The following is a 14,975-nucleotide window of genomic DNA, read 5'->3' as shown; positions in this document are numbered from 1 at the left end:
TGTGAAAAAAATACGTCATGCGGCGCACATGCCGCGGGGCCTACGAATGGGAGAGTTCATACATGTCGCGTTGCAAATCCCTGTTGCTCAGCCTTGCCCTGACGGGCGCGCTCAGCACCACCGCCATGGCGGCTGAACCTGACAGTTGCAAGCAAATCACCTTCTCCGATGTCGGCTGGACCGACATCACCGCCACCACGGCCACCGCATCGGTGATCTTGACCGCTCTCGGCTACGAGCCGGAGGTGCAGATCCTTTCGGTTCCGGTTACCTACGCATCGCTGAAGAACGGGGACGTCGACGTCTTCCTCGGCAACTGGATGCCGACGATGGAAGCCGACATCGCCCCCTACCGCGATGAGGGTTCGGTCGAGACGCTCGTCACCAACCTCGAGGGCGCGAAGTACACGCTGGCCGTGCCGAAATACACCTTCGAGGCTGGCCTCAAGACCTTCGACGACATCGCCAAGTTCGCCGACAAGCTCGAGAACAAGATCTACGGCATCGAGCCGGGCAATGACGGCAACCGACTGATCCTCGACATGATCGAGGCGAACCAGTTCGGACTTGGCGGCTTCGAGCTCGTCGAGAGCTCAGAAGCGGGCATGCTCTCGGCCGTCATGCGCGCTGCGCGCTCCAAGCAGGACGTCGTGTTCCTCGGCTGGGAGCCGCATCCCATGAACGCCAACGTCGAGATGGAATACCTCGCCGGCGGCGATGACGTGTTCGGTCCGAACTACGGCGGCGCAACCGTCCTCACCAACACCCGCAAGGGTCTCGCCACCGAGTGTCCAAACCTCGGCAAGTTTCTGACCCAGCTTGTCTTCTCGCTGCAGATGGAGAACGAGATCATGGGCGCGATTCTTGACGACGGCAAGGAGCCCAACGATGCGGCCACCGAGTGGCTGAAGGCCAATCCGTCCGTGGTCGAACCGTGGCTGGCTGGCGTCACCACCTTCGACGGCTCCGACGGCCTTGCAGCCGTGAAGGCGGGTCTCGGTCTGTAATTGTAAGTCTTTAGTAAGGCGGCGGCCGGTAACGGCCGTCGCATCAGTACACAAGTGCGGAGAGGATTGTGGACCCGATTTCGCAACTCGTTGCCAGTTGGAAGATCCCGGTCGGGCGCTGGGGTCGTGAATTCTTCGACTTCCTGACCACCAATTTTGCGTGGTTCTTCGACAATCTGGCCAACATCCTGTCCACCGTCCTCAACGGACTCGTCAACCTCCTCCTCTGGATGCCGCCGATCGTGGTGGTGGTTTTGATTGCGGCGCTGGCCTGGGCGCTGCGCCGCTCGTGGGGGCTCGTCATCGGCGTCATCCTCGGGCTGCTCTTCATCATCAACCAGGGCCTCTGGAAGGAGACGGTCGAGACACTCGTGCTGGTCGTTGCCGCGGCGGCCTGCTCCATGGCCATCGGCGTGCCGGTCGGCATATGGGCCGCCCACAACGAACGCGTCTACCGCATCCTGCAGCCGATCCTCGACCTGATGCAGACGCTGCCGACCTTCGTCTACCTGATCCCGGTCCTGATCCTGTTCGGCCTCGGTATCGCGCCGGGCCTGATCGTGACCATCATCTTCGCCGCCCCTGCCCCGATCCGCCTCACCTATCTCGGCATCACCTCGGTGCCGAAGCCGATGCTGGAGGCCGGGCAATCCTTCGGCGCGACCAAGCGGCAACTTCTTTGGAAGGTGGAGCTGCCATCGGCGCTCCCGACCATCATGGCGGGCCTCACCCAGTGCATCATGCTGTCGCTGTCGATGGTTGTGATCGCCGCGCTGATCGGCGCCAACGGCCTTGGCCGTCCGGTCGTGCGGGCACTGAACTCGGTGAATATTCCACTTGGACTTGAAGCGGGCCTTGCCATCGTCGTCCTCGCGATCATCCTCGACCGCATCGCCCGCATCGGGCAGGCAGGTTCCAAATGACGGCAGCGGTTGAATTCAAGAACGTCGACATCGTTTTCGGCGACAGCCAGGCTGCGGCCATCAAGATGATCGACCAGGGCGCAAGCCGCGCCGACATCCTCGACAAGACGGGCGCGGTGCTCGGCTGCGCCGGCGCCAGCCTCACCGTCAACGAAGGCGAGATTTCCGTGCTGATGGGCCTGTCGGGCTCCGGCAAGTCGACGCTTTTGCGCGCCGTCAACGGCCTCAACAAGGTCACCCGCGGCCAGGTGCTGGTCCACGGCGGTGGCAAGGTGACCGACGTCGCGTCGTGCAGCGAAGAGGACCTGCGCCGCATCCGCCGCGAGTCGGTGGCGATGGTGTTCCAGCAGTTCGCGCTGCTGCCGTGGCGCACGGTGGAAGAAAATGTCGGCTTTGGCCTCGAGCTGGCCGGCGTGCCGCTCGCCGAGCGCCAGGAACGCGTGAAGAAGCAGCTTGATCTGGTCGGGTTGACGCAGTGGGGGAAGAAATACGCCCATGAGCTGTCCGGTGGCATGCAGCAGCGCGTCGGTCTTGCCCGCGCCTTCGCCACCGAGGCGCCAATCCTGCTGATGGACGAGCCCTTCTCGGCGCTTGACCCGCTGATCCGCACCAAGCTGCAGGACGAGCTGATCGAACTGCAGAAGCGGCTGAAGAAGACGATCATCTTCGTCAGCCACGATCTCGAGGAGGCCCTCAAGATCGGCAACCGCATCACCATCATGGAAGGCGGCCGCATCGTCCAGACGGGCGCGCCTGAAGAGATCGTGCTGAACCCGGCCAACGACTATGTCCGCGAGTTCATCGCCAACGTGAACCCGATGTCGGTCCTGACCGCGTGGAACGTGATGCGCGACATGCGCGATCTCGAAAAGGACGCCGACGGCTGGGTCTGGCTCGACCGCCGCAAGACGACTCGCTTCCGGCTGGACCAGAACAACCTCGTCATTGCCGCCGAGCGCAACGACCAGGCGGCCGTCTGGGCAGCCTGTGACCCGTTCGAGCAGCTGCCGCCGGACGCGCACGAGGTCTACTGGGCAAATCCGGGGACGTCGCTGCGCGCGGTGATGCAGGCAATGCAGCAGTCGCAGACGGCGCCGGTCGCCGTGTTCGACGAGTCCTCGCGCTTCCTCGGCGCGATCGGCGTGCGCGATGTGCTGGGCGCGGTTCTGCGACGTTAAGCGCAGGCCTGCGACGATAAGTATTCACAACACATATCGTCGATTTAACGCTTCGTGAACTTGTAGGAGAGATTGGTCAACCCGGTCTCTTCTATGGGGTGAGGCGTATGAGGACATCGCATAAGACGTACTCGGCGCGGGTCCTGCCGAATTCACTGGCCGACGTGTTGCTAGTGGGTTCGATCGTTCTGGCTGCATCGCTTTTCGGCATACTGACGCGGCCGGTTGGGTTCCTTGCTGCGATCTGGCCGGCCAACGCGATCCTTCTCGGGCTGATGGTGCGCAACCGGGAACTCGCCACGCCAGCCAACTGGATCGCCGCGTTCGTCGCCTACGTCGCGGCGGACCTCCTCACCGGCAACTCGCTAGGCATCACCGTGTGGCTGACGGTTGCGAACATCGCCGAGGTCCTGCTCGGCTTCCACCTCTATATGCGGCTGAAGCCGGAGGACCGCTTTCTCAACCGGCCAATTGCGATTGTCTGCCTGCTCGCCATCGCGGTCCTCACCTCGGCATTCTCAGCAGTAATCGGCACCGGCGTGTCGCATTTAATGTTCCAACGCGACATCATCGGCGGCTTCACGGTCTGGTTCACCACCGAGCTGGTGAACCTGCTCGTGATCCTGCCGACGCTGCTCACCTGGAGCGGTAAGTCGGAGTTGCGCGCTATCGTGCGGCGCGCCCGCGATCCGTACCGTTGGCTTCCCGCGATCGCGCTCATCGCACTACTGGTGACCTCCTGGCTGGTCCGCGGCCCCGGCGCCTTCGCCTACCCGATCCCGGCGCTGATCTGGTGCGCGCTGAGCTACAGCCTCTTCACCACCGCGACGCTGACGCTCCTCTCCAGCATCATCCAACTCGCCGGCGCGAGCCTGGGTTTCCACGAGTTCGCGTCGATCGCCGATCCGCTCGCTGCGACCATCTCGATCCGCCTCGCCATCGCCATGATCGTGCTGGCGCCGCTCGCGGTCGCCAGCGTCAACGCCGCTCGAGAGGACCTGCTGCAGCGTCTCAACCACACCGCCAGCCACGACGCACTGACTGGCGTGCTGTCGCGTGCCGCTTTCCTGGAGCAGGCCGAGCAACAGCTTGGCAACCAGCCCGCCAATGCAAGAGTGGCGCTACTGATGATGGACATCGACTACTTCAAGGCCATCAATGACCGCTACGGCCACCTGATGGGCGACAAGGTTCTGTCGGCCTTTGCGGCGGCAGCGGAGACGGCTCTCTCTTCCGACAAGCTGTTCGGCCGCCTTGGTGGCGAGGAATTTGCCGCGCTCCTCGTCGGCGCAGATGAATCCGCAGCGCTCGCTGTTGCAGAGCGCCTGCGCCGCGCGGTTGAGCGGGTGACTGTCATGGCGGAGGACGGCAGCTCCACTTCCACGACCACCAGCATCGGCATCGCTTCGCTGGAGTCCAATGGCCAGGACGATCTGACCTCGCTGATCTCCCGGGCCGACAAGGCGCTCTACCTCGCCAAGCAGCGCGGAAGGAACCGGGTCGAGATCTATCGGCCGGAACAGGACACGCAGGCGCCGGCCGCCTGACAGGGCCGCGCCCGGGTTCGACTCCGGCGACTGAGTTCCCTTCATCAACGTTCATCTCGCCATTCCGGGTTTCCCGAAACTGCAGATATGATCTAAGATGACGATATTGTTCTTTCACATAACAATCTCTGCGGAGGAGAATTCATGAACCCATCGGGTCAGGTAGCGGTCGTCACGGGCGGCGGTTCGGGTCTTGGCGAGGCGACCGCACGGGCGCTGGCAGCGAAGGGCGCGAAGGTTGCCCTGTTCGACGTCGCGTTCGACAAGGCGGAAGCGGTCGCGCGCGACATCGGCGGTCTCGCTGTCAAATGCGACGTGTCGAGCGAGGCCGACGCAGAGGCCGCGTTCGTTGAGGTCGGTTCGAAGCTGGGCGACGCACGCATCCTCGTTAACTGCGCCGGCATTGGCGTTGCCGCCCGCACGACCAGCAAGGAAGGCGCCCACTCGCTCGAGCTGTTCCGCAAGGTGATCACCATCAACTTGCTTGGCTCCTTCAACATGATCCGCCTGTTTGCCGTGCGCGCCGAAAAGCTCGATCCGATGGAGAGCGGCGAGCGCGGCGTCATCGTCAATACGGCTTCCGTGGCTGCTTATGACGGGCAGATCGGCCAGGCCGCCTACTCCGCCTCCAAGGGCGGCATTGTCGGCATGACCCTGCCGATCGCTCGCGACTTGTCGCGCTCGGGCATTCGCGTGATGACCATCGCACCGGGCATCTTCCGCACCCCCCTTCTCGCCGCACTACCAGAGGAGGCGCAGATTTCGCTCGGCCAGCAAGTGCCATTCCCGTCGCGTCTGGGCGAGCCGTCCGAGTACGGTGCACTTGCTCTGCACATCGTCGAGAACCAGATGCTCAACGGCGAAGTGATCCGCCTCGATGGCGCGATCCGTATGGCGCCTCGGTAAGACAAGCTTAGGTCCGGCGGTGTTTTCCCAGCGCCGCCGGACCGACACAATCCTTCGATTGTTGAGAAGCGTACTGCGCGCTATTCCTGCCCCAACTGTTCGAGCTTCAGGCGATGACCGAAACCAAAAAGGACGTTCTGCGCCCGACCGACGACGAGGCGATCCGCCTCGCCAAGACGCTGCTGCGCACCGCCCGCTTTGGTGCCCTCGCATTTCTTGATCCCGCAACAGGCGCTCCCTCTGTCAGCCGCATCGCAGTCGCCACCGACCATGACGGCACCTCGATCACCCTGATCTCGACGCTTGCCGCCCACACCGGCGGCCTTCTGGCCGATCCGCGCTGCTCACTGCTGGTCGGCGAGCCCGGAAAGGGCGATCCCCTCGCCTATCCGCGCATGACGATCGCCTGCCGCGCTGAGAAGGTTGCGGCAGATGCGCCGCAACTCGAACGCGTCAGGTGGCGCTTCCTGTCCCGCCATTCAAAGTCCAGACTGTATTCAGGCTTTGCCGATTTCTCGTTTTTTCGTCTGGTGCCACTGAACGCGAGCCTCAACGGTGGGTTCGGGAAGGCCTACGCGTTGGGGGCAGAACAACTGCTGACGAACAGCCCCGCAATCGACGCCGTCGCGGCTATGGAGCCCAGTGTCGTCGAGCATATGAACAAGGACCATGCGGACGCCGTCAGCCTCTACGCAACGCACTACGGCAAGGCTTCCGAGCCGGCGTCAGGCTGGGAAATGACCGGTATCGACGCCGAGGGATTCGACCTTGTCGCGGGCGAGAGGTGTGTCCGCATATTCTTCGACAAGCCGCTGCAGGAGGCCAAACAGGTTCGGCTCGCTCTGGTAGAAATGGCTGCCGCCGCTCGCGCTTTAGTCAGTGCCTCGCGCGCACATTTCCGCTTGTAATATTAGCGGGTTTCGAGGTAATTGTATGCAGCGTGACCTCAACGGTTGCGTTGCCATTTTTCGTCGGTGCCACTGCCCCCTGGCGACCGATGCTTTTGGCGACAGCGGGGAAGTAATGGTATCACTAGAACTTGTTCACAACGCCGAAACGGCGGCGGAGTTTCTTTCTGCAATTGGCAATGGCAAACGTTTCGCGATCCTTTGCCACCTGCTCCAGGGAGAAATGTCCGTGGGGGAGCTCGCGGAAAAGGTTGACCTCAGCCAATCCGCACTGTCGCAGCACCTGGCGAAATTGCGCGCCATGGGCCTCGTCAACACGAGGCGCGACAGGCAGATGATCTACTACTCGACGACCTGCGAGGAAGTGCGCGGCGTCCTGAAAACACTGGACCGGTATTTCGGCAGCAAGGAAGCGGCGTAGTCTCAGCCCTCCGCCGCATCGGGATCCTGAACGTCGTACGCGGATCGTGCGGCGTTTAGCTTTCGTGTCGCCTGCGCTATGGATCGGCCTGCTTGAAGTTGCGGGAAGCCCATGCCAGCCGAACCCATTCGCATCGAAGATCCGAACGATCCGCGCGTCGTCGCCTATCACGCCATCCGCGAACGAGACCTCATCGGACGCGAGGGGCTGTTCATTGCCGAGGGCAAGGTGGTCCTCAACGTCCTCTTCGCGGCGCGGCGGTTCGAGGCGTGCTCGGTTCTGATCCTGGAGTCGCGTTTGGCCGGCATGCAGGAGACCCTCGCGCTCGCGCCTGCTGACCTGCCGGTCTACGTGGCGTCGCAGGAGGTAATGGACCGCATCGCTGGCTTCCACATCCACCGTGGTATCTTGGCGCTTGGCAGGCGGCGGGCGGACATCAGCGCCGATGAATTGCTCACCTCCCTCCCCTCCCACGCATTGGTGGTGGCGCTGGTGGGCATCTCCAACCACGACAATGTCGGCTCGATCTTCCGTAATGCAACCGCTTTCGAGGCAGACGCCGTATTGCTCGACCGCACCTGCTGCGATCCGCTCTACAGGAAGGCAATCCGCGTTTCGGTCGGGGCGGCGCTGAAGGTGCCATTCGCTTTTGCCGACAGTGCCCTCACTCTGTCGCVGGCGCTCGACCGCCACGGCTTTCGCCAGGTCGCGCTCTCGCCGAAGGGCGAATACGACATCACGAAGCTGCCGCCGGCTGAAAAGAACGCACTGTTGCTTGGAAGCGAGGGCGACGGCCTGCCGCCGGAACTGATGCAGCGGCTGCAGACGGTGCGTATACCGATGTCGTCGAGTTTCGACAGCCTCAACGTGGCTGCAGCCTCGGCGATCGCGCTGCACCGGATGTGGCGCGGCTGACGCGAAGAACCTCAGCTAGCCTTGCGCTTGGAAGGCGCGGGTGCCGGCTGCTGCTGCAGCATGCGGATCCTCTCGGCGAGGCTGACGCGGCCTTCCTGAGCCTTGCCGGCCTTGTCCTTGGCGAGAATGCGATTGATCGGAGACTCCGGACCTTCGATGCGCGCCGTAAGCGCGACAACCTCAGCTGCAAGCTCAGTGATCTGCTGGCGCAGCTGCTCGTTGGCACGCGCATGGGCTGACGAGTCGACGCCCGCACGCTTGAGCTTGCCAAGTTCGGCGCGCATCTGCCGGTTCTCTTCCGTGAGGGCTGCAACCCGCACTTCAAGTCCTGCACGACGGTCCCGTTCATCGCCAAGCTCAGCCTGCAGCACCCGCTCAGGCTTGGCGTCGTCCTTGAGCCTTTCCTTCAGCCGCTCCAGCTCCCGCTCGCGCCTTCCGAGCTTGTCCTCGAGCTCTGCGAGCTGCTTGGTCAGGCGGTCGACCTGCTTCTGCAATGACGCCGACTTCTTCTGCTCCTCCGTCAGCGCCACGCGCTGTGCCTTGGTCTCAGAAGCGGCCTCACGGGCCTTCTGCTCGGCGGCATTGCGGGCTGACTTGGCGGCAGCGAGATCCTGCAGCATCTGCTCGATCTTCGCTTCCTGTCCCACCAGCTCGATCTGCCGGCTGGAGGCGGCAAAACTCGCCTCGTCGTACATGTCGCCGAGCTTGCGGATCTCTTCTTCCTGCGCCTTGATTTGGGTCTCATGCTCGGCCAGACGGGCGGCAAGCGCCTCGATCTCCTGCACCCGGCTCGCCAACGCCTGCTCAAGCTCACTACCGCGCTCGACGAGCTCCGCAATCTTCTCGGTGCGTTCGGCGCGCTCCCGGTTCAATTCCCTGATTTCCTCGTCGCGCCGCTCAGCTTCGAGAGCTGCTTCGATGTTCTTTTCGTTCAGGGACTTGATCGTCATTTCCAGCTTGCGGATCTGGACGGCCGCCTCGGCACGGACCATGTCCTTTTCCGCCCTGATTTCGTTAAGCTTCAGCGGCATCGACGCCTCGATGCGCCGCCGGGTCAGCACGACCGCGCGCCGCCAGATTGCAGGCGCAACGAGCACGGCAATGAACATTGCCGTGAGGAAGCCCAGAATGAAGAAGAGCGCAGTCTGGATCACGATCGTCCGTCCACTCCCAGCCGCGCTCGTGAAGTCGCGGTTTCAAGCGCCCTATGTGCCACAACGACGCCGGCAGAATCCAGCGTCGCGCGGCTCGGCACGACGATTTGCGCCGTACTGTGTCTTTAGAACGGGTTCCAGGTCGGGCGGTCGGTCAGCTTCAGGTAGCCGACATTGACGCCGAGCCGTGCGCCGACGCCCGTGCGCACCGGCACCAGCAGCGTGTTGCCGTTCTTCAGCACGTTGAAGCCAAGGCCGGCGATGACATAGGCCGAGCCCGCCACGCCACCGTAGCGCGCGTAAAGGCTGGAGATACTGTCGAGGTTGTAGACCAGGATCATGACGCGCGAGCCCTGCCCGCCGAAATCCCAACCGAGCGACGGGCCCTGCCAGAACACCGGGTGGTCCCCGACATTCTTGGTGTAGAGCGTGCCCTCTCCGTAGGTCAGGCCGCCAATGAGGGCGCCAGAGCCCTCCTCGCCCAGAATATAGCCATTGGGCAGGCCGTGGTTCGCGAATACCTGCTCGATGACACTTGCCAGCCCGCCGGCGGCCGCGCCGAAGAACTGGTGGCCCGAGTCGACGATCTCCTGGGCAGTATAGGTGTCACCCGAGGATTGAGCTGATGCCGGCATCGTGAAGGCGAGCACCATCGCTACGAGCGCCCCGGCCACAAGGCGGAACATCTCACGGAGGAAAAGCCTGAAGGACATGTTTCCAATCTCCTCTGTCGAGCGGAACCGGCGGTTGCTCCCCCGCTGGCCGTCCGACCACACCCACACGCCGAACCAGGAAAAACTATGACGCAAACCTTATCCAATCATTAACCATTCCCAATGAGCCTAAAGGCCCAGCAATTGCGCCCAATTCCTTGTCCGGCATTGGATGCTGTGTAACCAATTTGGCAACGTCCGGCCGGTGATTCGCCACCGCCCAGCAGGGTTTGCTTCCGGACTCCGACCGACTGACTTCGCTTAGAGGGATCTATCTTCGATGGCCGACATTCTCACGCTAACCGCGCCGGAACTCGCTGCGCTCCTCTGCAGCCGGGTGTGCCACGACATCATCTCTCCGGTGGGAGCCATCAATAACGGTCTGGAACTCCTGGATGAGGGCGGCGCCGACGAGGATGCGATGCGCCTGATCCGCAGCAGCGCCAAGAATGCCTCGGCCCGCCTCCAGTTCGCCCGCATCGCATTTGGCGCCGCCGGCTCGGCCGGGATGCAGATTGACACCGGCGACGCTGAAGCCGTCGCCAAGGCGTTCCTCGCCAACGAGAAGCCGGAGTTCGAGTGGATTGGCGGCCGCGCCTACCTGCCGAAGAACAAGGTCAAGCTGCTGCTCAACCTGATCCTGATCGCCAATGCGGCCATTCCCCGCGGCGGCAAGCTGACGGCCGAGCTGCATGATCTCGAAACCTCGCCGCGCTTCACGCTGACCGCCAAGGGTCCGATGGTCCGCGTCCCAGCCCGCTTCCTCGAGCTGCACTCGGGCGTGAAGCCCGAGGAGCCGATCGACGCGCATGCGGTTCAGCCCTACTACACCATCCTGCTTGCACGCGAGGCCGGCATGACGATCAACATCCGCGCCTCCGCGGAGGAGATCACCCTCACCGCTGAGAGCAAGGCGGCTGACGATTAATCTCTTCTTCAGCACACCGCTTTCCGCGTTGTTTACGTTGCCCCTGTAGGTTGAACCCAGACGCCGGGGACCCTCCCCGGCGGGGACGCGGGGGTGTCTTGATGAAGCGCTGTTTGATCGTTGACGATTCATCCGTCATTCGCAAAGTCGCGAAGCGGATTCTGACAAGCATGGACATGCTGGTTATCGAGGCCTCCGATGGCCACGAGGCGCTGGCGATCTGCTCGGCCGAAATGCCGGACATCGTCGTCGTCGACTACGGCCTTCCGGACATCGATACGGTCGACCTGATCCGCCGCATTTCGGCGATGCCGGCAGGGGTACGCCCGCGCATCCTGCTCTGCCTGATCGAGTTCGACGTCGGAAACATCATGCGCGCCAAGCGTGCGGGTGCGGCCGGCTACATCCTCAAGCCGTTTGACCGAAACCTCCTCCTGGAGAGTTTCCGCGAGATGAGCGCGGCAGCCTGACGACGCCGCCAGCCCGCTAACGAAAAGGCTGCCGACTTTCGTCAGCAGCCTTTAGTTCCAATCGCAGCATTATCGGCGCTGGGGACGCGCGAGGCCGTCATCCATGCATCCGCAAGGACGTATGGAGAACGGCCTGATTTTTGTCAGGCGCTTTCGCGAATTTCCTCGGGCTCGCGCAGCACATAGCCACGGCCCCAGACGGTCTCGATGTAGTTCTGGCCGCCGGAAGCAGCGTCAAGCTTCTTGCGCAGCTTGCAGATGAACACGTCGATGATCTTGAGCTCCGGCTCATCCATGCCGCCATAGAGATGGTTGAGGAACATCTCCTTGGTGAGCGTGGTGCCCTTGCGTAGCGAGAGCAGCTCGAGCATCTGGTATTCCTTGCCGGTCAGATGCACGCGCTGGCCGCCGACTTCCACCGTCTTCGCGTCGAGGTTCACCACCAGGTCGCCGGTCTGGATGACCGACTGGGCGTGGCCCTTCGAACGGCGGACGATCGCGTGGATGCGGGCGATCAGCTCGTCCTTGTGGAACGGCTTGGTCATGTAGTCATCGGCGCCGAAGCCCAGGCCGCGGACCTTGTCCTCAATGCCGGCCATTCCCGACAGGATCAGGATCGGCGTCTTGACCTTCGACAGGCGCAGCGTGCGCAGCACCTCGTAGCCAGACATATCCGGCAGGTTCAGGTCGAGAAGGATGATGTCGTAGTCGTAGAGCTTGCCGAGATCCACCCCCTCTTCGCCGAGGTCGGTGGTGTAGACGTTGAAGCTCTCTGATTTTAGCATCAGCTCGATGCTCTGTGCGGTCGCACTGTCGTCTTCAATGAGCAGAACGCGCATAAATGTCCCCTTTCCCGCCGCGAATCCGGGTTAGGCCAGCGTCCGGTATCGGAACGGTTATTGCCTGAATCGGATGCTGCCACACAATGGTTAACAAAATCTGATTCAGTTGTGCAAGCGATATTCGTCCGTCTCAGCTACCGGCCGCATCTCATTGAATCAAAACCTGAATCTCCGAGAGCGGCTTCTAACGTATTGGATTAACGTTTGCCGCTAAGAGCCTCATCAAGAGTCACTTTGCGACGGTGGATGGGCCGGGCGTCTTTACCCGCCCTTAAGCCCTTTCGCCTATGATTAACAATGCGCGTAAACGAATGGTTACCGCGTCAGGCAGTTCTTAGTAATTTGTTTCCGGACTGGTTCAGTCCACGGGGGCAGAGGGGGTCGGTTCCGCCGTGATGGCGTAACCAACGCGTTCAGGAGTAGCGAGTGATGAAGTCACGTGAGAACCTGGTTCGGCTGAAGCAGTTTCAAGTCAACGAGAAGCGCAAGCAACTCGCGCAGCTGGACATGATGATCGCTGAATTCGACCGCATGGCGACGGAGCTTGAGCTGCAGATCGCCTCCGAAGAGAAAAAAGCGGGCATCACCGACGAAAACCATTTCGCATATCCGACCTTCGCCAAGGCCGCCCGTCAGCGCCGCGATAATCTGCGCAACTCGCAGAACGACCTGCGCATGCAGCGCGAGGCCGCAAATGCCGCACTGGAGGAAGCCGAAGCCGAGCTCGCCCGCGCCGAGATGCTGGAGTCACGCGGTCGTGATATCGATGCCGGCGCAAGTGCCCGCTCCGCGATGATCGGCTGACATCCGTCGATCTTAAAGTTCCTCGTCCTTCAGCAGCCGGCGCAAGCCGGCTTTCTTTTTATCTGATTGCGCCCAGCCGCCTTGCCCGGGGATTGCCCGCCTGCCCTGCCTGAACTGACACCGGCCCAAAACGAAAAACCCGGCGCAAGCGCCGGGTTCGTTCCGTACTTCGCCAGACCCGGTTAAGGCCCGCGGAAGCTGGTCGGTGGTTTGCGCCAGTCCAGTGTGGATCTGGCGCGAATGGCTAGTGCCGGTATTGCTGGATCCGCGTCGTGCGAAGTCCGGCAAGCCCATACTCGTCAATGGAAGCCTGCCAGGACAGGAACTCTTCCACCGTCAGCTTGTAGCGCTGACATGCTTCCTCCAGGCTAAGCAGCCCGCCGCGGACGGCAGCGACCACTTCGGCCTTTCGCCGGATCACCCATCTCCTCGTGTTCGACGGAGGAAGATCGGCGATCGTAAGCGGGCTGCCATCTGGTCCGATGACATACTTGACCCGCGGCCTAACCAGATCGGTCATGGTACTCTCTACACAAACTCAAGGACCCAATCACGGAGAAGTTAGCGCGACGGCTTTAAAAATTGCCTAAGCGCTCGCTAAGGCATAGGTAACGTTTATGAATCCGCGGTTAGTGATTGCGCAGGCCATTGAAACAAATTCGAACGAACGGTTCGTGGCGAATTTGSSGGCTGCCGGTCCGCGCTTGACCTGCCCAGCCCGCCGAGTCATTTAGCCTCTCGACGGGACGGAGGAACTTCCCTCGTACCCCTTGTCAAGGACCCGTTTAGCTATGAACAGCCTGGACCTTCCCGGACGCCCTGAAGATACCCGCGTCGTCGTCGCCATGTCTGGCGGCGTTGACTCGTCTGTTGTCGCGGGCCTGCTGAAACGGGAAGGCTACGATGTCGTCGGCGTGACGCTGCAGCTTTACGATCATGGCGCGGCCGTGCATCGCGCGGGCTCCTGCTGCGCGGGCCAGGACATCGACGACGCACGTCGCGTCTCCGAGACGCTTGGCATCCCGCATTATGTTCTCGATTACGAGCAGCGTTTCCGCGAGGCGGTTATCAATCCCTTCGCCGAAAGCTATGTCGCGGGCGAGACGCCGATCCCGTGCGTCGCTTGCAACCAGACCGTCAAGTTCGCCGACCTTCTGTCGACCGCGCGCGAACTCGGTGCCGATGCGCTCGCGACCGGCCACTACATTCGCTCCGCACCCAACGGCAAGCACCGCGCCCTCTACCGCCCGGTCGATGCCGACCGCGACCAGAGCTATTTCCTGTTCGCCACGACGCAGGAGCAGATCGACTTCCTGCGCTTCCCGCTCGGCAGCATGTCGAAGCCGCAGGTGCGCGAGGCAGCACTCGCCATGGGCCTGTCTGTCGCCAACAAGCAGGACAGCCAGGACATCTGCTTCGTTCCCCAGGGCAAGTACACCGACATCATCGCCAAGCTGAAGCCGGCGGCGGCAACGCCCGGCGACATCGTCCACATCGACGGGCGCGTGCTTGGTCAGCACGAAGGCATCCTGCGCTACACGATCGGCCAGCGCCGCGGCATCGGCATTGCCTCGGGCGAGCCGCTCTATGTCGTTCACCTGGATCCCGAGAACGCCCGCGTCATCGTCGGCCCGCGTTCGGCGCTCGAGACGCACAAGCTGTTTCTGCGAGACGTCAACTGGCTGGGCGACGGCCCGCTGGCGGAAATCCCGGCCGGCGGAATGGAGCTCTACGCCAAGGTGCGTTCGACGCGTCCGCCCCGCCCTGCCGTCCTTCACTCTGAAGATGGCACCGTCTGGGTCGAGCTCGTCGACGGCGAGAGCGGCGTCGCACCGGGCCAGGCTTGCGTACTCTATTCTGACGACGGCGATGCTGCCCGCGTCTTCGGCGGCGGCTTCATTGACCGCACCGAGCGTTGCGCGGAAGCCGAGGAGATGCTGACGCGCCTCTCGACCAATGCGGCGCTGCGCAAGTCAGCCTGAAATTTTTCTCCAAGAATCTGGTGAAATGAAAAGGGGTCCGATCGGGCCCCTCAGACCACTGACAAACCCGCCGATTTTTTTGGCGGGKTTTTCGTTTGGGCGGGATGACAGAGCGCRGGGGCGCTGCCGGCGCCTGACGAAGTGAAGATAATGAAGGGGCGAGAGGGCCTCATGCCCCCGCCAGGCGGGGCTGGCGGGTGAGTGCCAGGGCGATCTTCTTCATGTTCTGGCTGGCGGCTGCCAGCAGGCATTGCCACGTTACCTTCATGAGGCCGCG

16 protein-coding genes are annotated in these 14,975 nt (G+C 62.6%); 12 read left to right on the top strand and 4 right to left on the bottom strand.

Translation table 11 applies throughout. From position 1 onward, the window contains the following. The first annotated feature begins 62 nt into the window (after positions 1 to 62). The 8 genes from L610_RS09590 to L610_RS09555 all read left to right on the top strand — a co-directional run bounded on the left by L610_RS09590 (position 63) and on the right by L610_RS09555 (position 7,805). Positions 63 to 1,007 carry a choline ABC transporter substrate-binding protein gene (locus tag L610_RS09590; RefSeq protein WP_024849136.1) on the top strand — a complete coding sequence of 315 codons (945 nt, stop codon included), beginning with the start codon at positions 63 to 65 and terminating at the stop codon, positions 1,005 to 1,007. Positions 1,008 to 1,075: 68 nt separating this feature from the next. Then, complete coding sequence (choW, locus tag L610_RS09585) at positions 1,076 to 1,930, top strand: choline ABC transporter permease subunit (protein WP_024849135.1); 855 nt, start codon at positions 1,076 to 1,078, stop codon at positions 1,928 to 1,930. Beyond that, positions 1,927 to 3,108, top strand: a complete 1,182-nt coding sequence (gene choV / locus L610_RS09580; RefSeq protein ID WP_024849134.1) for a choline ABC transporter ATP-binding protein — start codon at positions 1,927 to 1,929, stop codon at positions 3,106 to 3,108. The genes choW and choV overlap by 4 nt, the downstream gene beginning before the upstream one ends. A gap of 107 nt (positions 3,109 to 3,215) precedes the next feature. Then, positions 3,216 to 4,655 (top strand): GGDEF domain-containing protein, encoded by a 1,440-nt coding sequence (locus tag L610_RS09575; protein ID WP_051473295.1) that lies wholly within the window; start codon positions 3,216 to 3,218, stop codon positions 4,653 to 4,655. A 144-nt stretch (positions 4,656 to 4,799) separates the two neighbouring features. Next, a complete protein-coding gene (locus L610_RS09570; protein WP_024849916.1) occupies positions 4,800 to 5,561 on the top strand; it encodes a 3-hydroxyacyl-CoA dehydrogenase in 762 nt (253 codons plus the stop codon). Positions 5,562 to 5,674: 113 nt separating this feature from the next. Next, positions 5,675 to 6,469, top strand: a complete 795-nt coding sequence (locus tag L610_RS09565; RefSeq protein WP_024849917.1) for a HugZ family protein — start codon at positions 5,675 to 5,677, stop codon at positions 6,467 to 6,469. A gap of 115 nt (positions 6,470 to 6,584) precedes the next feature. Continuing rightward, positions 6,585 to 6,890 carry a helix-turn-helix transcriptional regulator gene (locus L610_RS09560; RefSeq protein WP_034331038.1) on the top strand — a complete coding sequence of 102 codons (306 nt, stop codon included), beginning with the start codon at positions 6,585 to 6,587 and terminating at the stop codon, positions 6,888 to 6,890. A gap of 111 nt (positions 6,891 to 7,001) precedes the next feature. Then, positions 7,002 to 7,805, top strand: coding sequence for an RNA methyltransferase (locus L610_RS09555; RefSeq protein WP_144704564.1), 804 nt, complete (start codon positions 7,002 to 7,004; stop codon positions 7,803 to 7,805). 11 nt (positions 7,806 to 7,816) lie between these two features. On the opposite strand, the gene L610_RS09550 is transcribed toward L610_RS09555, so the two are convergent. Together L610_RS09550 and L610_RS09545 are read right to left on the bottom strand one after the other, a co-directional pair. Then, entirely contained in the window at positions 7,817 to 8,959 is a 1,143-nt protein-coding gene (locus tag L610_RS09550) for a hypothetical protein (protein WP_024849919.1), read from the bottom strand. A 125-nt stretch (positions 8,960 to 9,084) separates the two neighbouring features. After that, a complete protein-coding gene (locus L610_RS09545; protein WP_024849920.1) occupies positions 9,085 to 9,672 on the bottom strand; it encodes a DUF1134 domain-containing protein in 588 nt (195 codons plus the stop codon). 280 nt (positions 9,673 to 9,952) lie between these two features. Here L610_RS09545 and chpT point away from each other — a divergent pair, with 280 nt between their 5' ends. Beyond that, a complete protein-coding gene (chpT, locus tag L610_RS09540; protein ID WP_024849921.1) occupies positions 9,953 to 10,600 on the top strand; it encodes a histidine phosphotransferase ChpT in 648 nt (215 codons plus the stop codon). 101 nt (positions 10,601 to 10,701) lie between these two features. After that, positions 10,702 to 11,070 (top strand): PleD family two-component system response regulator, encoded by a 369-nt coding sequence (locus tag L610_RS09535; RefSeq protein WP_024849922.1) that lies wholly within the window; start codon positions 10,702 to 10,704, stop codon positions 11,068 to 11,070. Positions 11,071 to 11,213: 143 nt separating this feature from the next. Here L610_RS09535 and ctrA read toward each other — a convergent pair whose 3' ends face one another. Continuing rightward, complete coding sequence (gene ctrA, locus L610_RS09530; RefSeq protein WP_024849923.1) at positions 11,214 to 11,909, bottom strand: response regulator transcription factor CtrA; 696 nt, start codon at positions 11,907 to 11,909, stop codon at positions 11,214 to 11,216. A 432-nt stretch (positions 11,910 to 12,341) separates the two neighbouring features. Here ctrA and L610_RS09525 point away from each other — a divergent pair, with 432 nt between their 5' ends. After that, entirely contained in the window at positions 12,342 to 12,716 is a 375-nt protein-coding gene (locus tag L610_RS09525; protein ID WP_024849924.1) for a hypothetical protein, read from the top strand. A gap of 244 nt (positions 12,717 to 12,960) precedes the next feature. Here the strand turns inward: L610_RS09525 and L610_RS09520 are convergent, their stop codons facing one another. Next, positions 12,961 to 13,236, bottom strand: coding sequence for a DUF1153 domain-containing protein (locus tag L610_RS09520; RefSeq protein WP_024849925.1), 276 nt, complete (start codon positions 13,234 to 13,236; stop codon positions 12,961 to 12,963). 271 nt (positions 13,237 to 13,507) lie between these two features. Here L610_RS09520 and mnmA point away from each other — a divergent pair, with 271 nt between their 5' ends. Then, positions 13,508 to 14,698, top strand: a complete 1,191-nt coding sequence (gene mnmA / locus L610_RS09515; RefSeq protein ID WP_144704561.1) for a tRNA 2-thiouridine(34) synthase MnmA — start codon at positions 13,508 to 13,510, stop codon at positions 14,696 to 14,698. Positions 14,699 to 14,975 lie beyond the last annotated feature (277 nt).

This window comes from Aminobacter sp. J44, assembly GCF_007829415.1.
In the GTDB taxonomy this organism is placed as follows: Bacteria; Pseudomonadota; Alphaproteobacteria; order Rhizobiales; family Rhizobiaceae; genus Aerobium.
This window is presented reverse-complemented; position numbering and strand designations above follow the sequence as displayed.

Excerpts from the sequence above, each read along its gene's own strand:
- L610_RS09590 (WP_024849136.1), top strand. The coding sequence starts at position 63 with ATGTCGCGTTGCAAATCCCTGTTGCTCAGCCTTGCCCTGACGGGCGCG.
- choV (WP_024849134.1), top strand. The coding sequence starts at position 1,927 with ATGACGGCAGCGGTTGAATTCAAGAACGTCGACATCGTTTTCGGCGAC.
- L610_RS09575 (WP_051473295.1), top strand. The coding sequence starts at position 3,216 with ATGAGGACATCGCATAAGACGTACTCGGCGCGGGTCCTGCCGAATTCA.
- L610_RS09570 (WP_024849916.1), top strand. The coding sequence starts at position 4,800 with ATGAACCCATCGGGTCAGGTAGCGGTCGTCACGGGCGGCGGTTCGGGT.
- L610_RS09565 (WP_024849917.1), top strand. The coding sequence starts at position 5,675 with ATGACCGAAACCAAAAAGGACGTTCTGCGCCCGACCGACGACGAGGCG.
- L610_RS09560 (WP_034331038.1), top strand. The coding sequence starts at position 6,585 with ATGGTATCACTAGAACTTGTTCACAACGCCGAAACGGCGGCGGAGTTT.
- L610_RS09545 (WP_024849920.1), bottom strand. The coding sequence starts at position 9,672 with ATGTCCTTCAGGCTTTTCCTCCGTGAGATGTTCCGCCTTGTGGCCGGG.
- chpT (WP_024849921.1), top strand. The coding sequence starts at position 9,953 with ATGGCCGACATTCTCACGCTAACCGCGCCGGAACTCGCTGCGCTCCTC.
- L610_RS09535 (WP_024849922.1), top strand. The coding sequence starts at position 10,702 with ATGAAGCGCTGTTTGATCGTTGACGATTCATCCGTCATTCGCAAAGTC.
- ctrA (WP_024849923.1), bottom strand. The coding sequence starts at position 11,909 with ATGCGCGTTCTGCTCATTGAAGACGACAGTGCGACCGCACAGAGCATC.
- L610_RS09525 (WP_024849924.1), top strand. The coding sequence starts at position 12,342 with ATGAAGTCACGTGAGAACCTGGTTCGGCTGAAGCAGTTTCAAGTCAAC.
- L610_RS09520 (WP_024849925.1), bottom strand. The coding sequence starts at position 13,236 with ATGACCGATCTGGTTAGGCCGCGGGTCAAGTATGTCATCGGACCAGAT.
- mnmA (WP_144704561.1), top strand. The coding sequence starts at position 13,508 with ATGAACAGCCTGGACCTTCCCGGACGCCCTGAAGATACCCGCGTCGTC.